Source organism: Pontibacillus chungwhensis BH030062, assembly GCF_000770675.1.
Taxonomy (GTDB): Bacteria; Bacillota; Bacilli; order Bacillales; family BH030062; genus Pontibacillus; species Pontibacillus chungwhensis.
This window is the reverse complement of sequence record NZ_AVBG01000007.1, coordinates 131,576-149,651: the sequence shown is the minus strand read 5'-3', so window position 1 is coordinate 149,651 and position 18,076 is coordinate 131,576. Positions and strand designations below refer to the sequence as shown.

Here is an 18,076-nt window from a genome sequence, read left to right as displayed (position 1 = left end):
GGTAGTCATTAAACGAGGCAACTCTTAAGCGAACATACGTTTTGTGTGGTATAATCGAAATAGTAGAAAAGGAAATAATTTAATAGTTAGGCCACTTAAATTATATAGCGAAATCGGTTATAATATCATAATGTTCTAGAATTGATAAACGATCAGATAAATAATAACAACTATAGATGAATAGATAAGTATGGAGGTGCTGTTGAATGGATCTTCAAGAACAGCAATTTAATTTTATAGATTTATTCGCAGGCTGCGGAGGATTCAGTGAAGGGTTCTACCAAGCTGGCTTCAGAGCTATGGCACACGTGGAAATTGATTCTCATGCCTGTGAGACGTTAAAAGAGCGGATGCGCTACTACAACTATAGTGAAGAAGAAATTCAGGCTTCTGTACTTAACGAGGATATGACGAATCCAGAGATCCCGAATAAGGTGGCAAATCTTGTCGGTGAAGAAGAAGTAGACATTGTCGTCGGAGGTCCTCCGTGTCAGTCCTTTTCTTCACTTGGACGAGCCAAAGATCCTGATTCAATGAAGAATGATCCTCGTAATTACTTGTTTGAGAATTACATTGATATCATCAACTACTTTAACCCGAAAATTTTCGTTTTTGAGAATGTAAAAGGGATTTTGAATGCTCATGTTGAGGACAAGCGAATCATAGACACAATCCTGGACCGTATGTCTGAGAATTATCAGGTAACAAAGGATCTGAAAAAGATTGTATTGAACTCTGTAAATTACGGCGTTCCGCAAACACGTGAGCGTGTCATTATTATCGGAGTACGTAAAGATCTTGATGTTACTCCAGAAGAGATTTATGAGTCGATTCCTTATACTCACCACGATATAAATGGCTTTCCTGATGAGAATCTGACTCCTTACGTTACAGTAGGAGAAGCGATTAGTGATTTGCCTAAGCTTCATCCAGGTGAGGGGAAAGACCAGATTGAATTCTACAATTCGGATCTGAACCGGTATACGAGTGAATTGAGGAATCCGGATTTTGGATACCTTTATAATCACCATGCGCGTGGGCACAATGAAGAGGACATGGAGCGATACAGGTTGATGAGTCAGAACTTATGGACCTTAAGCGAACTGTATGAGAATGCCCCGCATTTAGTTCATGCTAAAAAGCGTTTGTTTAATAACAGTTATGTCGTTCAGCGTGCGGATAAACCGGGGCGAACCATCATTGCTCACCTATATAAAGATGGGAACCAATTTATCCACCCTGACCCTGCTCAGGCCCGAACCTTTACCGTGAGGGAAGCAGCCCGGATTCAATCATTCCCTGACGACTTTAAATTTATGGGCTCTCGTACTCAACAGTACAAACAAGTAGGCAATGCAGTGCCACCTCTGATGGCTAAACAAATTGCCAACACCATTAAACACTATTTAATTCAGATTCAAGAAACTCAAGATGTAAGGAGCAAGACTCATGCTTTTTAAGAATATCTCCGAAGAATCATTGAAGGAGAGAAAGAAATTCTTCCTTGAAAAAGTTCAGTTGATCATCCGTATGATCGAAGAATATTCAAGCCTTCGTCAACTCTCGTTAGAAGATGTTCAAGCTGATTCAGCTAAAGCAGCTGCAGAGCTAATAGATATGGGGATTATTAATTCAGAAGAAGAGTTACCTTTAGTAAAAAAGACCATTGGGACATCGGATTTTGAACGTCTTCTACAGGTCTTAACGTTCTACCATGAGCAGAAAGCTGAAACTGGTTACTTGTTAAAGAAGTTCTACAACAGTTATCGAGCTGAATTGCAACAACAGGTTAAAGAAACACACCCATTCACTGTGGCAGATTTCTTCGCAGGAGCGGGGGGGCTCAGTCTTGGATTCTCACAGAAGGGGTTCCGAATAGAGCTTGTTAATGAAATAGATGAACTGAGCGCCAAAAGCTATGAGTTTAATCACCCGGAAGTGCCGAGTCACAAAATTGTAAATGATGATATTAAAAATGTAGTAGACCATATAGAAGACTACGTGGATACAGACATTGATGTCGTAATCGGCGGCCCTCCTTGCCAATCTTTCAGCACAGCCAACCAGCAGCGTATTATCGATGATCCCCGAAACGTACTGTATAAGTATTTCATTCGTGCGGTAGAAAAACTTAAGCCAAAGTTTGTCGTGATGGAAAACGTTAAAGGTATGAGGAAAGTGGCGGATCAGGTTGTGGAGGACTTTAACCGTATAAAGGCAGATGTAAATGGTGAGGAAGTCCATTACAATATCGATTACAAAGTATTTAATTCTCACGATTTCGGCGTACCTCAAAACCGTGAACGGTTAATTTACATTGGTGTCAGAAGCGATGTGGAAGAGACCATCGAGATTGATTACGATAAGATTGTAGCAGACGTGATGGAACAGACAGAAGGAAAGCCGAAGTTTACTCTGTCAGATGCTCTTGAGGAAATTAAACCTCTTGAATCTGGTGAAATGAAGAACATGACAGAAGTAGACAGTGAAATATCCGGTAAAAAGGTAGACCGCAATGACTACGGCTCGAACACTTACCTCGATATCATCAATCAACAAACAATTTCACCACTCGTCTTCAATCATAAAGCACGTTACAACAATGAGAATAACTTGGAGATCTACAGACGAATGGCTCAAGGCGATGACAGTACAAGCGAACGAATCGCTGACATTATGCCATACCAGCACAGGAGTCACATCTTCAAGGATAAATACTTTAAGCTCATTGCTGACAGACCTTCCCGAACGATTACGGCTCATATGAAAATGGATTGCCATTCTCATATTCATCCGACTCAAGTAAGGAGCCTGACTCCAAGAGAAGCAGCGAGGGTGCAGTCATTTCCTGATGACTTTGTGTTCTTAGGGCCTTATTTGAAAACGTATATGCAGATTGGGAATGCTGTGCCTCCGTTGATGGCTAGGGCGTTTGCTTCTGTGATTAAAGGGTATTTAGACAGATTGAGTAAGAGTCAGGTTCAGATGGAGTTATTTCAATAAACTATTAATTAACTGCTCATTAAAATATAGAACTTTCGAAAGGTGTACATATTTTTGTACACCTTTTTTTGTATGGTCAATATATGGGGACTAGGTAGTATTTACCTATATCACTTATGCTTGGAGTGTTCAATTTATTCTTCCATGTATGATAAAATATTACTGGTATTAAAATTACATATACTTGTAAAATGAAGTATTAATAGAAAAAGTTACAAATGTAGTTAAAGAATTTTCGAATATAAAGAATTTAATAGCAATACATAAATGGGGAGTGGCAAAATGAAAGATCTAAGTATGCCTTGTTATGATGGTTATAGAAATTGGATAAGGGATGTGCGGAAAAAGGGCCTAAAGTGGTCTGAAATTGAAATGGGAAGAAGTGAAGATGAAGAAGGTCTCAGGGCTTTTCTTAATAATCTTGAGTTCACTTTTTTGTACGAACATTTGGAGAATGAAGAATGGAAGGAAATTGTTAAAAGAATCAAACGCAATGAAGAAGAGTCTGAATACTTCCAAGCGCGTAGTAAAAGTGCAATGATAACAGATTCTACACAAAATAACGGAAGTGAAATACCGATGGACGAGAAGTCATCATGGCAATTGTATAAATCACAATTAAAGGAGAAAGGGTTTAAGGAAACGGCTATTGATGAGATTGAAAAATCAAGTGTATCTATACTTAAACGCCTTAGCAATGATACAAGAGATGTAGAACCTGTTAAAGGAATGGTTGTAGGTAATGTGCAATCAGGAAAAACAGCGAATATGGCTGCTCTTATGGCAATGGCTGCAGATCATGGGTGGAATATGTTTATTGTATTATCAGGTATGGTAGAAAACTTGAGGAAACAGACTCAAGAACGTTTAATACAAGATTTGAACCATCCTGGTAACATCCACTGGAGGCCTTTAGAGAATGTCAACGCCCATGCACCGTTTAGCTCACAGACAGCAAATCTACATTTACACGACTCAAAAAACGCTCATTTGTATGTTTGTTTAAAGAACAAAAAAAGATTAGAAGGTTTAATCGATTGGATGCAAAAGGACCCGAACAAATATAAACAGATGAAGGTTCTCGTTATCGATGATGAGGCTGACCAGGGGAGCATTAACACGGCTGACGTTACAACTGATGAAAGAAAAGCGATTAACCGCCTAATTGTAAACTTGGTAGCAGGAAAGACCAAAAATGACAAAGTGAGTTATGCGCAGCCGAAAGCGATGAACTATATTAGTTACACGGCTACTCCATACGCGAATTTCTTAAACGAGTATTCTGATGAATCACTTTACCCAAGCAGTTTTATAAAGACTCTAAGTACCGTGACTCAATATTTTGGGCCTAAAGAAATTTTCGGTGTTGAAGGTAATGAAAAACACCAAGGTATGGATATTGTGCGTGAAATCGATGATAACGATTACAACGAGATTAAAACGATGCAAAAAGGGGAGCACAACAAGCTGCCGGATTCACTAAAAGACTCAATATGCTGGTTTTTATGTGCTACAGCCTCGATGAAATTGAATGGGTATAAAAAACCAATAAGTATGATGGTTCATACAAGCCAAAAGCAAGAGCATCATACTCATGTTGCCAATTCAATCAGAGAATGGCTCAAAAAAGAAAGTCAACGGAATCTTTTGCGCCATTGTGAGAAAGTCTGGAAACGAGAGACTAATAGATTTAATTACGATGATTTTACTGAAGCATATCCGGATTATTCAGGGAACCACGAAAAAATGTACGGGTTCATGCCATTTAATAAGATTGAAGCTTCTATAGCAACCTTAATTAAAGATGTTACTCATATCCCTTTGGATGATAATGAAGAACTGGATTATCACCAAAATATACATCTATGTGTGGATAATAGTGCAAACAATGGCTTGAATGATGAAGGGATGTATGTAAGATTAGCTTACCCTGACGAAAAGAAGAATGAAGAATTGGGGCATGCTACTGCCTTTATAGTCGTTGGTGGTACGACTCTTTCCAGGGGATTAACTATTGAGGGGCTTGTAAGTACTTATTTCCTAAGAGGTTCCCTTCAAGCTGATACACTAATGCAAATGGGAAGATGGTTTGGATATAGACCAAAATACGAATTATATCCTCGAATTTGGATGACGGAAGATACGAAAGAAAAGTTTGAGTTCCTTGCGACTTTAGAATATGAACTTAGAGACACTCTTCAACAGTTCTCGATAGGTTCTGCTGATCCCAGTACATTCGGTCCACGTGTGAAAAACACACCAAGGCCAACATGGTTACGCGTTACTTCGAATGATAAACAACAATCAGCACTGAAAGTACAACTGGACTTCACAGGTACCAGTCCACAAACGATTTTCTTTGAAAATGATGAAGAAAAGATGAGACATAATAAAGAACTTACGGAATCGTTCTTATCAGAATTGAGTGGTGAAGAAGTTTCTGATTTCAAGAACTCCTATGTTTATAGAAATGTGAAGTTTAATGATATAGCCTCTAAGTTATTAGAGAAGTTCTCATTCCATCAAAAGACCAGAACATTCGGTAAAGATGAATTACCAGCATTCATTGATTGGATTAAAAATGTCACCGAGAATGGTGATTTAGGTGACTGGAATGTGGTTGTTTCTGGTAAGGGCAATGTTAACAATGAAAAAGAGAATGAGTGGAGTTTCTCTAATGGACTAAGTGTCGGGAAGGTTACACGTAATAAGAAAAAGAACAGTTCTGATGAAACAACATTCAACATTGGGGTGCTAAGGGCTCCTAAAGACTTGTTAGCTGATGTTAAACAAGAAAAGTTGACAGAAGAATCTAAGAAAAAATTATCATCCAGTAATCCGAATGTAACCCAGATTAGACAAGAAGCTGAATTGGGAAGTACCCCACAACTCCTTATTTATTGCATTGATCAAGGTTCAACAGTGGGCGAAAAACAATCTGAAAACATTAACAAAGAAGGGGACAGAAGAATCAATTTGGACGCTCCAGAGGACATCATAGGTATCAGTGTTCGTATCCCAGGTATTAATCCCAAGACAGGTGCTTCCTACGGAGGGCTTCAAATTGATATTCCCGTTGATAAAATGAAAGATAAAGGTGGTTTAGAAGAAGAATGAAGATAGAAATAGCGAAACATGAAAGAATGTCTGAGAGTGGAAGTTCATTAATGAGACTCATTCAAAATAATGAGCTTCCTACTATTGATCTTCTTGTCCGTGAATCCATACAGAATAGTTCGGATGCAGCAAGAGATGGTGTTGAAAGTGTTAAGGTTGATTACAATGTGAAAGAGTTTACTCCCGAAGCTGTAAATCGCCATTTTGAAGACATTGAAGAGAAATTAAACCATGCGTATCAAGGTCAGAAACCTAAGCTACTGGAAGTAAGAGACGGCCATACTACGGGTTTGGAAGGCCCCTTGACTTATGAAGATGCTGAAGATATGAATTTCGGTAATTTAATCAATTTAATCTATGAGATTAGTAAACCACAACAAAAAGAAGGAGCAGGGGGCTCATGGGGCCTTGGGAAAACAGTGTACTTCCGGATTGGCATCGGATTAGTTATCTATTACAGCCGCGTAAAGACAGAATCAGGTGCATACGAATCCCGCATAGCTGCTTGTCTTATTGAGGATGAAAAGGCTAAAAAGACTTTATTAGAATCTCCTGATAAAGGACCTAAGCGAGGAATAGCCTGGTGGGGTAAAAAACTGGATAACTCTTCTGAAGCATTAAATGACAAGCATAGTACGACTATTCCTTTAACAAATGATGAAGAAATTGAAGAGCTCCTTGGTGATCTGAATGTTGAACCTTATAAGGGGGAAGAAACAGGAACCTCAATTATTATACCTTATATAAACGAAGATAAATTAATTAAAAATGCTAAGGCAACAACTACCGGACAAAATTGGTGGACATCTTCATTAGAAGACTATCTGAGCATTTGTATTCAGCGTTGGTATGCTCCAAGAATAACAAACGTTAATTATCGTTATAACCTTCCTTTAGTAACGAGTATAAATGGAAAGAGAATAAATGCTGAGGATATGTTACCAGCGTTTAAAGTAATCCAAGATTTATATAACTCTACATCTTTCTCACTTAAAAAGAAGAAAGGTCTTTTATTAACAAGTGAGGAGCAGATCTATAAAGAAGATATCTCGTTAAGAAACGTATTTACATCTAGTGGTAACGCGGGAGTTATAGCGTTCGCTAAACTAACAAAAGATCAACTTCTAATGTCCTATCCGCATAACAATGCTAATCCATTACTGCATGCTAATGTGAGCTACCAAGAGGAAACTGACATGAATCCCCCTCTAATGAGCTACATAAGAAAGCCGGGAATGATAGTTAATTACGATGCTAGTGGCAGCTGGGTGAAAAACATACCAAGTACTAAAGAAGATGAATTCCTAATAGGTTTATTTATCCCTAACTCACAGAACCAGCTTAAATCGGAATATAACGGCGTACTTCTTGAGGAATATTTAAGGAAGAGTGAAAAAGCTGACCATACTTCATGGGGGGATTGGACCATCAATGATCGCAATCCTTTAATTGTAAATAAAATTAAAGGACATGTTGGAAGAAAAATTAGTGATAAATATAAGGACAAAAATAAAGACAAACATGAGCGGAAAAATGCAAGTGTCGGAAAAGCTATAGCGGAAATTTTACTTCCTCCTGAAAACTTTGGGAAACAATCAGGTCCTAAACCAGGAGGTGGAACGAAGCCTGGTAACCAGAAGGACCCGAGGATAAAATCGACTTTAAAGATTACTGGGAATCCAAGTTTCACTGCTGGTTCCGTTAGCTTACCTTTCACTTTAACTATTGGTAGTAAGGTTAAATCTAGTTTATTGGAGCTTAAAGTAGTTTCAGAGGGTGGAGATATCCAAGCTGATAAATGGGAGAAAGAAGATACCATAGGCTCAGCGTTTCCATTAAACTTTATTTCAGCCAATCTAGATAGCGTGAAAGTAGGTAAAAATAATATTGTAAAAAATCAAGAACCTATTCAACTATTAGGCGAACAGACGGTTGAACACGACGAGTTTTCTATTAATCGTAATGTTACAACTCGTTTTAATGTGCCTTTTGGAATGAATGTTAGTAACAAATCTGGCGCTCCGGTTACTTTAAATGGAAGCATTACCTTTAAATCTACTCAATCTAATATTCAAGGATCATTGGCTTCGAAAGATAATGTGGGGGATGACAAATGAGCCAAGCGATAGCGTTATATCCAACTATAGACGAACAACTAACTACAAAATTGGGCTTTGAACCAGGCCCTTTTAAATTTTCTTATACAACGGATGTAGTACAAGATATGGAGACTCAGTATCTTGATGTGAATTCATCAGTCTCCTTAATTAAGTTTGAAGATCCGGGTTACCAATGGGACCCGGACAATAAAAACTTAATAGTTAGAAGAACCTCATACATTAGTAACCCTGCATTTTTGTTTGGCCAATATGGTGTAGTGCCTAAAGATGCGGAATTGGCAGTAGGGGTTCTGTGGAGCTCTAAATCTGTAAACATGCGAGGAGCGCAGAAATTAACGACATTTAATGCTGCCTCTGCTTCGCCTGTTCAAATTGATCTGGATTTAGATTTCTCACCTGGTAATTTGAAGCATGAACTATATCTTGAAATGATTGTATATATATCTAAACCAGGTAATGCGGGAGATAATGAAACTCACCTTGGGAATCAGCCGGGACTTATTTTAGGTACGATTGATACGACAAGAATAGTTTTGGAAGGGAATGGATCCGTATTCCCTATTGTCGAGGTAGCAGAAGAAACGATGCCGCTTTGGTGGGTTGTGTGTGCTTGGACCGATATACTTGAAGATGGATTTGATGAAGAAAACGTTAAGATCTGTATAAATACTGCTCATAAAAATTTCGATCAAGTATACAGTGGGAAAAAGATTCAAGACTCTCCTTTATTCCTCGAGATAATGGCTTCCTCGTTACAGACGATCATTCATAAAGCCCAAGAATCTGGTTCATGGCAAAACGTTAAATCTGGAGATGATTTGGTCCCGGGGAGTATTGGAGCAGCCATACATTACTTCATTACTACTTTTGGGTGGGACGTATCATCGCCGGAAAGTCTAAGTTTTTCAATAAGGCAGTATCTAGAGGATCACATGTAAGGGGAGAATTGAAAAATGAAATGGGAAGAATTAAGTAAACAAAAAGCTGAATTCATTATGTCAGGATGGAATGGCTTTCCTAAGGTCAATGAAAAGTCAAATGACTTGAACTTAAGAAGTGAGTTGATGGCTGCATTTGAAGACACTTTGAGTTTCTTAGAAATAAATAAAGAAGACTTGATTAAAGGGAACTATCGATTTGATATGGAATATGGTTTGAAAGTTTATCAAATCTTTAACCAATATCCTAGTTTTAATGTTAGAACGGCCTCAAACAATAATGTTTGGAGGTATTTATCTTTAGAAGTTATACCTGATATTGTTTATTATCGTTGGGGCATGAGAGAAGGGCGTTTTTGGAAAGATCCTCGACGTATATGGTTAAAAGCCATTTGGTGGTATATTCACTTATCTTGGCAGGGGAGCGAAGAAGCAACCAGAGAAGTGCTTAAAAGTAATACAACGGATGATATCGTTCAATTAGTGGAAAGAGCAGGTTCGTTGGGATATCGTGTCACCTTGACCAGAGAAATTATCAGACATTATGGTTCTTTAACCAAAGAACAGAAAGGAAGAAATAATCAAATCTTTCGTAAAGTGATGAAATTAAACACAGCCAGAGCCAAAACAGTCGAACCAGATTTACATCCTGGTGGACAACAATCATATGTGAAGGAGCTATTTGATTATTTTGAAAATGCAAGAGAAGAAGTTAAAAGTAGTTGATTTATTTTCAGGTTGCGGAGGGTTTTCCTACGGCTTTAAACAAGCAGGATATGACATCATTTCTGGTGTTGATCAAGAAAAGAGTGCCGTAGATACTGCATCCTATAATTTGCATTGGAAGGATGGGGTGAACAGAGACCATCATTGCGGGGATATAACAAAGATGGACTTTCAACCTTTGAAAAAAGAATTAGAAGATGAGGACGTTGTTGTAATAGGCGGGCCACCTTGTCAGGCCTATTCGCAAATAGGCCGGGCAAAATTACGCTCTTTAGGTGAAGAGAGAGTTCACACAAATGATAAAAGAGGTTTCTTATTTCAAGATTATCTTAGTATTGCTCTTGAACTTAACGCTAAGGTCGTTGTCATGGAAAATGTCATGGAGTCGGTTAATTATGATGGCATGAACGTACCGCAAGTCGTGTGTGAAATTCTGGAGGATAACAATTACAGTGCGAAGTGGACTGTTTTAAATTCAGCTAATTATGGAGTACCACAGCTTAGGGAGAGAGTGTTTGTTATTGGGTATAGAGATGAGGAAGTAACTGCTTCTTCATTCCCCCTCCCTACTCATAAACCTATTAATGGAAAGGAAACACCTGGTATCAGAAGGGCTAAAAAGTTTGCAACCAACAAGCATTTTATACCAGCTCCTTTACCTGGTGATGATTTACCAGAATGGGTAACCGTTGAAGAGAGCATATCGGATTTGCCGCATTTATTTAAAACGTCTAAGAGTAAGTATCAACTTTATCCTTTACATTTAAAATTTCCATATGTTTCAGAAGCACAGAATGTATTTCAAACTAAAATGAGGACTTGGTCCGGAATAGATGCTGGGATGGTAAATGGTCATTCTTTCAGGAAAACCCAAAGGGACTTTAAAATTTTTGAGCGAATGAAAGAAGGAGACAATTATTACAATGCTTCTCTGGTAGCAGAAGAAATGTTTAATAAACAATGCGAAATGCTTGGTATCCGATCCTCCGATAGTGAAGAATATAAAAAACTTAGAAAAAAAATTGTCCCTCCATATAGCACAGAGAAATTTTTAAATAAGTGGCAGAAGTTAATACGAACATTACCCTCTCATACCCTTGTAGCTCATTTATCCACAGACACGTATAGTCACATCCATCCGTGGGAACCAAGAGGGATAAGTGTAAGAGAAGCAGCTAGGATTCAATCCTTCCCTGATCATTTCCATTTTCCGGGGACTATGGGGGAGGCATTCAGACAAATAGGTAATGCAGTACCTCCACTTCTGTCAAATGCTATCGCAGAGCAAATATATCAAGATTTGGAACGCACTAAACAGGAAAGTGTTTCTGTATAGAAGAGGGTGGAATAATGAATATCTTAGATGAAATCAAGGATGCATTTGCGAGTCTTCAAAAAGGACAATCAAGATATATTGAAGAATGTGATGCGAGAACTTTTATGTTTATGGATGGTAGTTACGGTGTAGGTATCAGATTTGAAAAGGAACAGAAAGTAGCTGAAGATTTTGCGAATGTAAAGTTTTATACGACAGAACTGGAACTGGGAGATGAACAACAAAAGTTTCTACTATTAACCTCTTCCCTCATAGGTTTAAGAAATGAATTCGCATCGGTTTGTGCAGACTTTATTGACTTGGGGTTACAAGATGTTAATAGACAAATGATACTTGAGGACCCATTCACATGGTGGATGAGTTGGAGAGAATTGCTTGGAAATGCTGTGAAGAATCCTTTGGTTCACAGCATTTTGGGTGAAATGTTCAGTGTTAAACATCTAGCGCAGGAAGGAACCCATGTAAAATGGAAGCCAACTGATTTTTCTACACATGATTTGGAATCAGATACCGTTGCGTATGAAGTGAAATCTACTACCTCAAAGTATCAGCAGATTATTAGTGTAAACAGTCAATTTCAAATTACGAGTGCACGTGATGATATGCACCTTATTCTATGTCGCTTTGAAAAATCTCCTCTAGGAGTCAGTGTTGATATGTTAATAGAGGATTTAATAACCATCGGATATGATCGAGGAGAACTTGATAGAGAGGTTGAAGCTGTTGGTTTCGCTGAAGGTTCACTAGCCAGGAGTGAAAAGTACAAACTTCTCGAGATGAGGAAGTACCCTGTAGATGATAAATTTCCTGGTCAAGAGGTCATGGAATTTATAAAAAGCTTGGATGATCCATCTGTTAAGTCTCTGACATTTGAGGTTGATCTGACTAATACTGACTATGAAAAAGTGAATGTTGATTTACTATAGCCTTCCATATATAAATAGTACTCTGTCTATTCAGGCAGGGTACTTATTTATTGTATATTGCCAGGATTTAAGTGCTGCTAATGTACAATCTGTTTAGTAAAATAGAAGTAAATTAATACTAGGAGCTAAAAGATGTTTAAAGTACTAGACTTATTTGCAGGAGCTGGCGGAATGAGTGAAGGTTTTGAACAAACTGGAAACTTCCGTGTGAAGACCATTATAGAAAACAATGAAAGTGCTATTGAAACGTTAAAGTTAAATGCGGAAAGGAAGCAACACGACACACCTTATATTAAAAGGGATATAAGGAAGGTAGTCTATTGCGATGAAAATGGATCTTTAAAAAACGAATTTCAAGATATCGACGTAGTAATAGGAGGTCCTCCATGTCAGGGATTTTCTAATGCAAACCGACAAAAAAATACTTTGATTTCAAATAATAATGAATTAGTTAAGCAATATATTAGAGCTATTGAGATGATAAATCCAAGAGCTTTTGCTATGGAAAACGTAAAAACAATGGTATCTGAAAAGCATAAATTTTTCTTAACGGAAAAAGAGAAACAAGAAATTTTTGATCTTGGTATTAATATTCAAGAAGAAGAAATTGCTATTGGAAATTCGACAGCACTAAACAATGAAATACTGAAACAAAGTGATTTAAGTAGTTACATTATGCAGGAAGAATTCTTAGGGAAGTTGTTAGCATTACAAAAAAAATTAAAGGATTCTCCCGGTAAAGCTCTAGGATACCTTAATAAACCTACTAACTTAAGAGTATTTAAAAAAATGATAAACGACAGATTAAACCACGTAAGCTATGTGAACCAGTTGTATAAGGATGCTTACTCATCGCTAATTGATACATTGGCCGGAAGTATTGAGGAACAAATAATTAAAAATAATTTAGATAGCTTTTTATATCAAATCACTGAAGCTCAAAAGCTAATAATGAAGATGGATGAAGTGAAGGAAAATCAACTAACAGGCCAACAATATACTGTATATAACGGAAGGGTTATTCTTAAAGTTCATACATTCAATGTATTTGAATATGTTATAACCAAGCTTAATACACTAGGCTATATAATTAATGATAAAAGTTATATTTTTAATGCTGCACACTATGGGGTTCCTCAAGAGAGAAATCGACTTGTTTTGATGGGTGTGAAGAAGGATCACCTAAAAAAGGACACTATTGAAATCCCTCCACTTCTCTACGACAAGAGTGACTTTAAAACAATATACGAAGCGATTGGAGATTTAGAGGGAATAGAGCCATCAGAGTCGATCACCACCACTTCTGTTAATAAACAAGAGTATGAAAAATTATATAATGATCTTCAGGAGAACCCTCTAAATATTTATTTAAATGACAAGCAAGACGATTTATATAATCATATAAGAACAAAAAGTACTGCATTGGTTGAGGAAAGATATAAAAGTTTAACACCTGGTCAAAATTTTCATGACTTAGAAGATAAATTAAAGTCATCTTACAGCAACCAAGAAAGGACGCAGAATACGGTTTATAAAAGATTGGATTATAATACAACGTCCCGAACTGTGGTTAATGTACGTAAATCAATGTGGATTCATCCAAAGAAAGATCGGGCGTTGAGTATTAGGGAAGCAGCACGCCTGCAGTCTTTCCCTGATAGCTATATCTTTTGCGGAAGTAAGGATGCCCAATATCAGCAAGTCGGGAATGCTGTACCTCCATTATTGGCAAGAGCTATTGCTGAAGCTCTTTTGGAATCAATGGGGTCCAAAGCAAAAATCCCTTTAAGAACCCTATTTTATCCAGAAGTTACAAGTGTATAAAAAGTAAAAGAAAAGTCACTTTCCCGGTGGCTTTTCTTTTAGCAGAACTAACAATAGTGCTAACATAGTATCAAATATAATGCGGAGGTAATAGAATGCCTACATATAATAAACTAGTAAGAGACCTAATCCCACAAGTCATAGAGAAGACTGGAAAATCATTTAAAACCAATATACTACCAGATGAAGAGTACCATTCTGAACTTAGAAAGAAACTAGAGGAAGAAACAGAAGAATACCTAAATGCTGATAACGACAAAGATGCTCTTGAGGAACTTGCTGATATGCTGGAACTTATGAATGTCCTAGCGGAACAACATGGCTCTTCAATGGAGGAAGTGGAAAAGGTGCGTAAAGAAAAAGCTGAGAAGCGTGGCTCATTCTACGATAAGGTGTTTTTAATAAGTGTTGAAGACTAGCCGGGAACCAAAGTTACTAACAAGCAACTTGATAGATGAAGTATTACACCATATCCAACTTTCTTCTACCATCTATCTCTTAAGTGCTTTTGTGATGAAGTCAGGAGTTAAGATGGTGCTCCCTGCACTTAAAGAAGCAGCTGCTCGAGGAGCGGATATTAAAATTCTTACAGGGGATTACTTATACGTCACACAGCCCGAGGCATTGTCTCTACTTAGCGAATTACCTCATGACCAGGTGGAAGTTCGTCTTTGGCAAAGCAATGGTCGATCTTTTCACCCGAAAGCATTTTTGTTTAATGTTAAGGATCAAGGTTCATTAATTGTGGGATCTTCGAATCTATCTAAATCTGCTCTTACTTCAGGGGTGGAGTGGAATGTTTCCATACCAAATGAAGTTTCAGGTGAGGTGTATAAAGACGCCTTGGAGCAGTATATACATCTTTTCTATGCAGAGAATACAATGAAAGTAAATCATGAGACTTTAAAAACCTATAGGGAGCAACATGCTGCTTTTAGACAGAAATACCCTGATCTTGCTCAGAAGTGGTCTGCGAAGGAGGAGGTAGAACTCACGCTTGGACCAGATACTCACCCCGAAGAGATAAATGAACCATCAGAACCCTACATAACAACGCAACAAAAACCGAGCCCAAGGTTTGCTCAACCTGAAGCCCTTGACTCATTACAAACGACGTATGAAGAAGGATACGACAAAGCGATGGTTGTAATGGCGACTGGGTTAGGAAAAACATATCTGGCTGCTTTTTTTGCTGAACATTTTAACAGAATCCTTTTCGTTGCTCACCGAGAAGAGATTCTACATCAGGCTAAAGCTTCATTCGAACATGTGAATGTAGGAAAGCTTGCTGGGATCTACAACGGGAAAGAGAAAAATGCAGATGCGGATATGATTTTTGCATCGATCTTTACGTTAAGTATTCAAGACCATTTGAAGAGATTTAATCCAGATGATTTTGATTTAATTATTGTCGATGAGTTTCACCATGCTTCAAGCCGCTCTTACCAAAAGGTGTTAGACTATTTTTCTCCTAAATTCCTGATGGGAATAACCGCAACTCCTGAACGTACCGATGGTCAGGATATCTTTGCCCTTTGTGATGGAAACGTAGCTTATGAAATGAACTTTATCCAGGCGATTCAAGGAGGATGGTTGTCTCCTTTCCATTACTACGGTGTCTATGATGATATTGATTATTCAGAGATAACCTGGCTTGGAGGTCGCTATGATGAGGAGGAATTGGCACAAGCCCAGCTCCAAGAACACACGGCTGATAACATTCTGAGTAACTGGGAGAAACATAAACAAACGAGGACGATCGGTTTTTGTTCGTCTATTAAACAAGCAAATTTCTTATCGCGTTACTTTAATTCTCATGGCTATCAAACGATTAGTCTGCATTCCAAAACGGAGGGAATGTCACGTAAAGAAGCGATCGATAAGCTTGATAGAAAAGAAATTGATGTGATTTTTACGGTTGATTTATTTAATGAGGGCGTTGATATCCCTTCTGTTGATACACTGTTATTTGCTAGGCCTACAGAATCACTTGTCGTCTTTACTCAGCAAATTGGTCGTGGTTTACGTAAGCATATTGAAAAAACGCATTGTACGGTTATTGACTTAATCGGTAATTATCGGAATGCAGATGTGAAACTGAAACTTCTCGGCACAGAAGAGGGTGAAGGTAAGAAAAAGGGACAAGTTCACCCGGTAACACCTGCTAATTGTGAGATCAACTTAGACGTTAAGGCTGTTCAACTGTTGGAAGAGCTACTTAAGAAGCGAAGCCCGAGAAAAGACCGTGTGAAGTTGGCTTATGATCAAGTGAAAGAACAGCTTGGCAGACGCCCAACCTACTGGGAAATGCATCTGAACAGCACTGTATCTGTCAAGGAATTCAAGCAGATATGGAAGAGTTATGCTGGTTTCCTTAGCGCAAACGATGAATTAACAATAGAAGAACAGACGATATATGAAACCTACAAGGACTGGATAGAGGAAGTAGAACGAACACCTATGACGAAGAGTTACAAGATGGTTGTATTGAAGTATATGTTGGACCGGGGTGAAGTGGATTGGGTCCAGTCTGTAACACCAGAGGAGATAGCTCCTTATTTCCATTCCTATTTAACAGAAAAGCCTTACCGTAAAAACATAGATTTCACAAGTAAAAATACCAAGGCACTTATTGAGTACGACAAGAAAAAAGTAGCGAACCTCGTAAGTGAAATGCCGCTGACGAAGTGGAGCGGAAGTAGCAAGGGGCTACTTGTGTATGAAAACAATGTATTTTCTCTTAATTTTGAAGTACCGACTAAAGATCGAGCACTTTTAAAAAAGATGACCGAAGAGATATGCGAATACCGCTTGAAATACTACTTTGAACGAAAATGGAAGAAAGAATAACCTTGATTTCCTACCCCCATCCCCATTACAATTATATGTTGTAATAAATGATGGTAAGTGAATGTAGCTCTTATAGCTACATCAATGCCTTATTTTTTATATCTGGGAAATATAAAGAAGAGGTGGAAATGAATATGGAAAATCAAGATTACCGTGTACTACTGTATTACCAGTACGTCACAATCGAAGATCCAGAGCAGTTCGCAAAGGATCACTTAAAGTTCTGTAACGAGTTAGGCTTAAAAGGCCGTATTCTCGTAGCAGAAGAAGGGATTAATGGTACCGTTTCTGGAACGGTTGAGGCGACTCAAGCGTATATGGATGCGATGCATGCGGATGAGCGTTTTGCGGAGATGCCGTTTAAGGTAGACGCAGCAGACGATCATGCATTTCAGAAGATGCATGTGCGCCATCGTCCGGAGCTTGTGACGCTTCGTTTAGAAGATAACCATAATCCAAATGAAATTACAGGCGAGCACTTAGAGCCGAAAGACTGGATGGAACAAATGCAGCGTGAGGACACAATCGTTCTTGACGCGCGCAATGATTATGAATATGACCTCGGACACTTTCGCGGAGCCGTTCGTCCAGATGTAGAGACGTTCAAGGATCTGCCTGATTGGGTTCGCGATAACCAAGAAATGTTTGAAGGCAAGAAAGTCATGATGTACTGCACAGGCGGAATTCGCTGTGAGAAGTTCTCTGGCTGGATGATGAAAGAAGGATTTGAGGTAGCACAGCTTAAAGGCGGTATTGCTACCTACGGAAAAGATCCTGAAGTAAAAGGACAGCTATGGGATGGTCAAATGTTTGTCTTTGACGATCGTCTGACTGTACCGGTTAATCAGGTCGAGCATACTATCGTTGGTGAGGATTACTTCACAGGCGAACCAGCTGAACACTTTGCTAACTGTGGCAACCCTGATTGTGACCGTCGTATGATTATGACGGAAGAGAATGAGCACAAATATATGCGTAGCTGTAGTCACGAGTGCCGTACACATCCGCGTAATCGTTATGTGGAAGAGCATGGACTTAGTGAGAAAGATGTGCAGGCTCGTTTAAATCAAATAGAAGAAGAGGATAGTGTCGAAAAGGCTTAAATAAATATGAGGCTGGGACACACCTCTCTTAAAATGAATAGTACGCAGGAAATCTGATTGGAAAATCATGATTTCCTGCGTTTTTAATGACTTGAACTGATAACCAGCTATTTTAAACTTGTGTCTAAGCCTC

At 38.4% G+C, this 18,076-nt stretch carries 12 protein-coding genes; all 12 read left to right on the top strand.

Features of this window, described 5'->3' with window-relative positions; genetic code table 11:
* Positions 1 to 206: 206 nt before the first annotated feature.
* Positions 207 to 1,460 (top strand): DNA cytosine methyltransferase, encoded by a 1,254-nt coding sequence (locus tag N780_RS10785; RefSeq protein ID WP_036783658.1) that lies wholly within the window; start codon positions 207 to 209, stop codon positions 1,458 to 1,460.
* Positions 1,450 to 3,003 carry a DNA cytosine methyltransferase gene (locus N780_RS10780; protein ID WP_036783656.1) on the top strand — a complete coding sequence of 518 codons (1,554 nt, stop codon included), beginning with the start codon at positions 1,450 to 1,452 and terminating at the stop codon, positions 3,001 to 3,003. Before N780_RS10785 ends, N780_RS10780 begins: the two co-directional genes overlap by 11 nt.
* 282 nt (positions 3,004 to 3,285) lie before the next feature.
* A complete protein-coding gene (locus N780_RS10775; protein ID WP_036783653.1) occupies positions 3,286 to 6,120 on the top strand; it encodes a Z1 domain-containing protein in 2,835 nt (944 codons plus the stop codon).
* Entirely contained in the window at positions 6,117 to 8,237 is a 2,121-nt protein-coding gene (locus tag N780_RS10770; protein ID WP_052115015.1) for a hypothetical protein, read from the top strand. The genes N780_RS10775 and N780_RS10770 overlap by 4 nt, the downstream gene beginning before the upstream one ends.
* On the top strand, positions 8,234 to 9,178 hold the full coding sequence (locus tag N780_RS10765; protein ID WP_036783651.1) for a hypothetical protein: 945 nt from the start codon (positions 8,234 to 8,236) through the stop codon (positions 9,176 to 9,178). The genes N780_RS10770 and N780_RS10765 overlap by 4 nt, the downstream gene beginning before the upstream one ends.
* A 15-nt stretch (positions 9,179 to 9,193) precedes the next feature.
* Positions 9,194 to 9,904: a DUF6339 family protein gene (locus N780_RS10760; RefSeq protein WP_052115014.1), complete on the top strand. Its 711-nt coding sequence runs from the start codon at positions 9,194 to 9,196 to the stop codon at positions 9,902 to 9,904.
* On the top strand, positions 9,861 to 11,240 hold the full coding sequence (locus N780_RS10755) for a DNA cytosine methyltransferase (RefSeq protein ID WP_232299526.1): 1,380 nt from the start codon (positions 9,861 to 9,863) through the stop codon (positions 11,238 to 11,240). Before N780_RS10760 ends, N780_RS10755 begins: the two co-directional genes overlap by 44 nt.
* Positions 11,241 to 11,254: 14 nt before the next feature.
* Positions 11,255 to 12,166, top strand: a complete 912-nt coding sequence (locus N780_RS10750) for a PD-(D/E)XK motif protein (protein ID WP_036783649.1) — start codon at positions 11,255 to 11,257, stop codon at positions 12,164 to 12,166.
* Positions 12,167 to 12,298: 132 nt separating this feature from the next.
* Positions 12,299 to 13,990, top strand: coding sequence for a DNA cytosine methyltransferase (locus tag N780_RS10745; RefSeq protein ID WP_036783647.1), 1,692 nt, complete (start codon positions 12,299 to 12,301; stop codon positions 13,988 to 13,990).
* 95 nt (positions 13,991 to 14,085) lie between these two features.
* Positions 14,086 to 14,409, top strand: coding sequence for a nucleoside triphosphate pyrophosphohydrolase (locus N780_RS10740; RefSeq protein ID WP_036783645.1), 324 nt, complete (start codon positions 14,086 to 14,088; stop codon positions 14,407 to 14,409).
* Positions 14,396 to 16,840, top strand: a complete 2,445-nt coding sequence (locus tag N780_RS10735) for a DEAD/DEAH box helicase family protein (protein WP_232299525.1) — start codon at positions 14,396 to 14,398, stop codon at positions 16,838 to 16,840. Before N780_RS10740 ends, N780_RS10735 begins: the two co-directional genes overlap by 14 nt.
* Before the next feature lie 134 nt (positions 16,841 to 16,974).
* Complete coding sequence (trhO, locus tag N780_RS10730; protein WP_036783643.1) at positions 16,975 to 17,943, top strand: oxygen-dependent tRNA uridine(34) hydroxylase TrhO; 969 nt, start codon at positions 16,975 to 16,977, stop codon at positions 17,941 to 17,943.
* Positions 17,944 to 18,076: the final 133 nt, after the last annotated feature.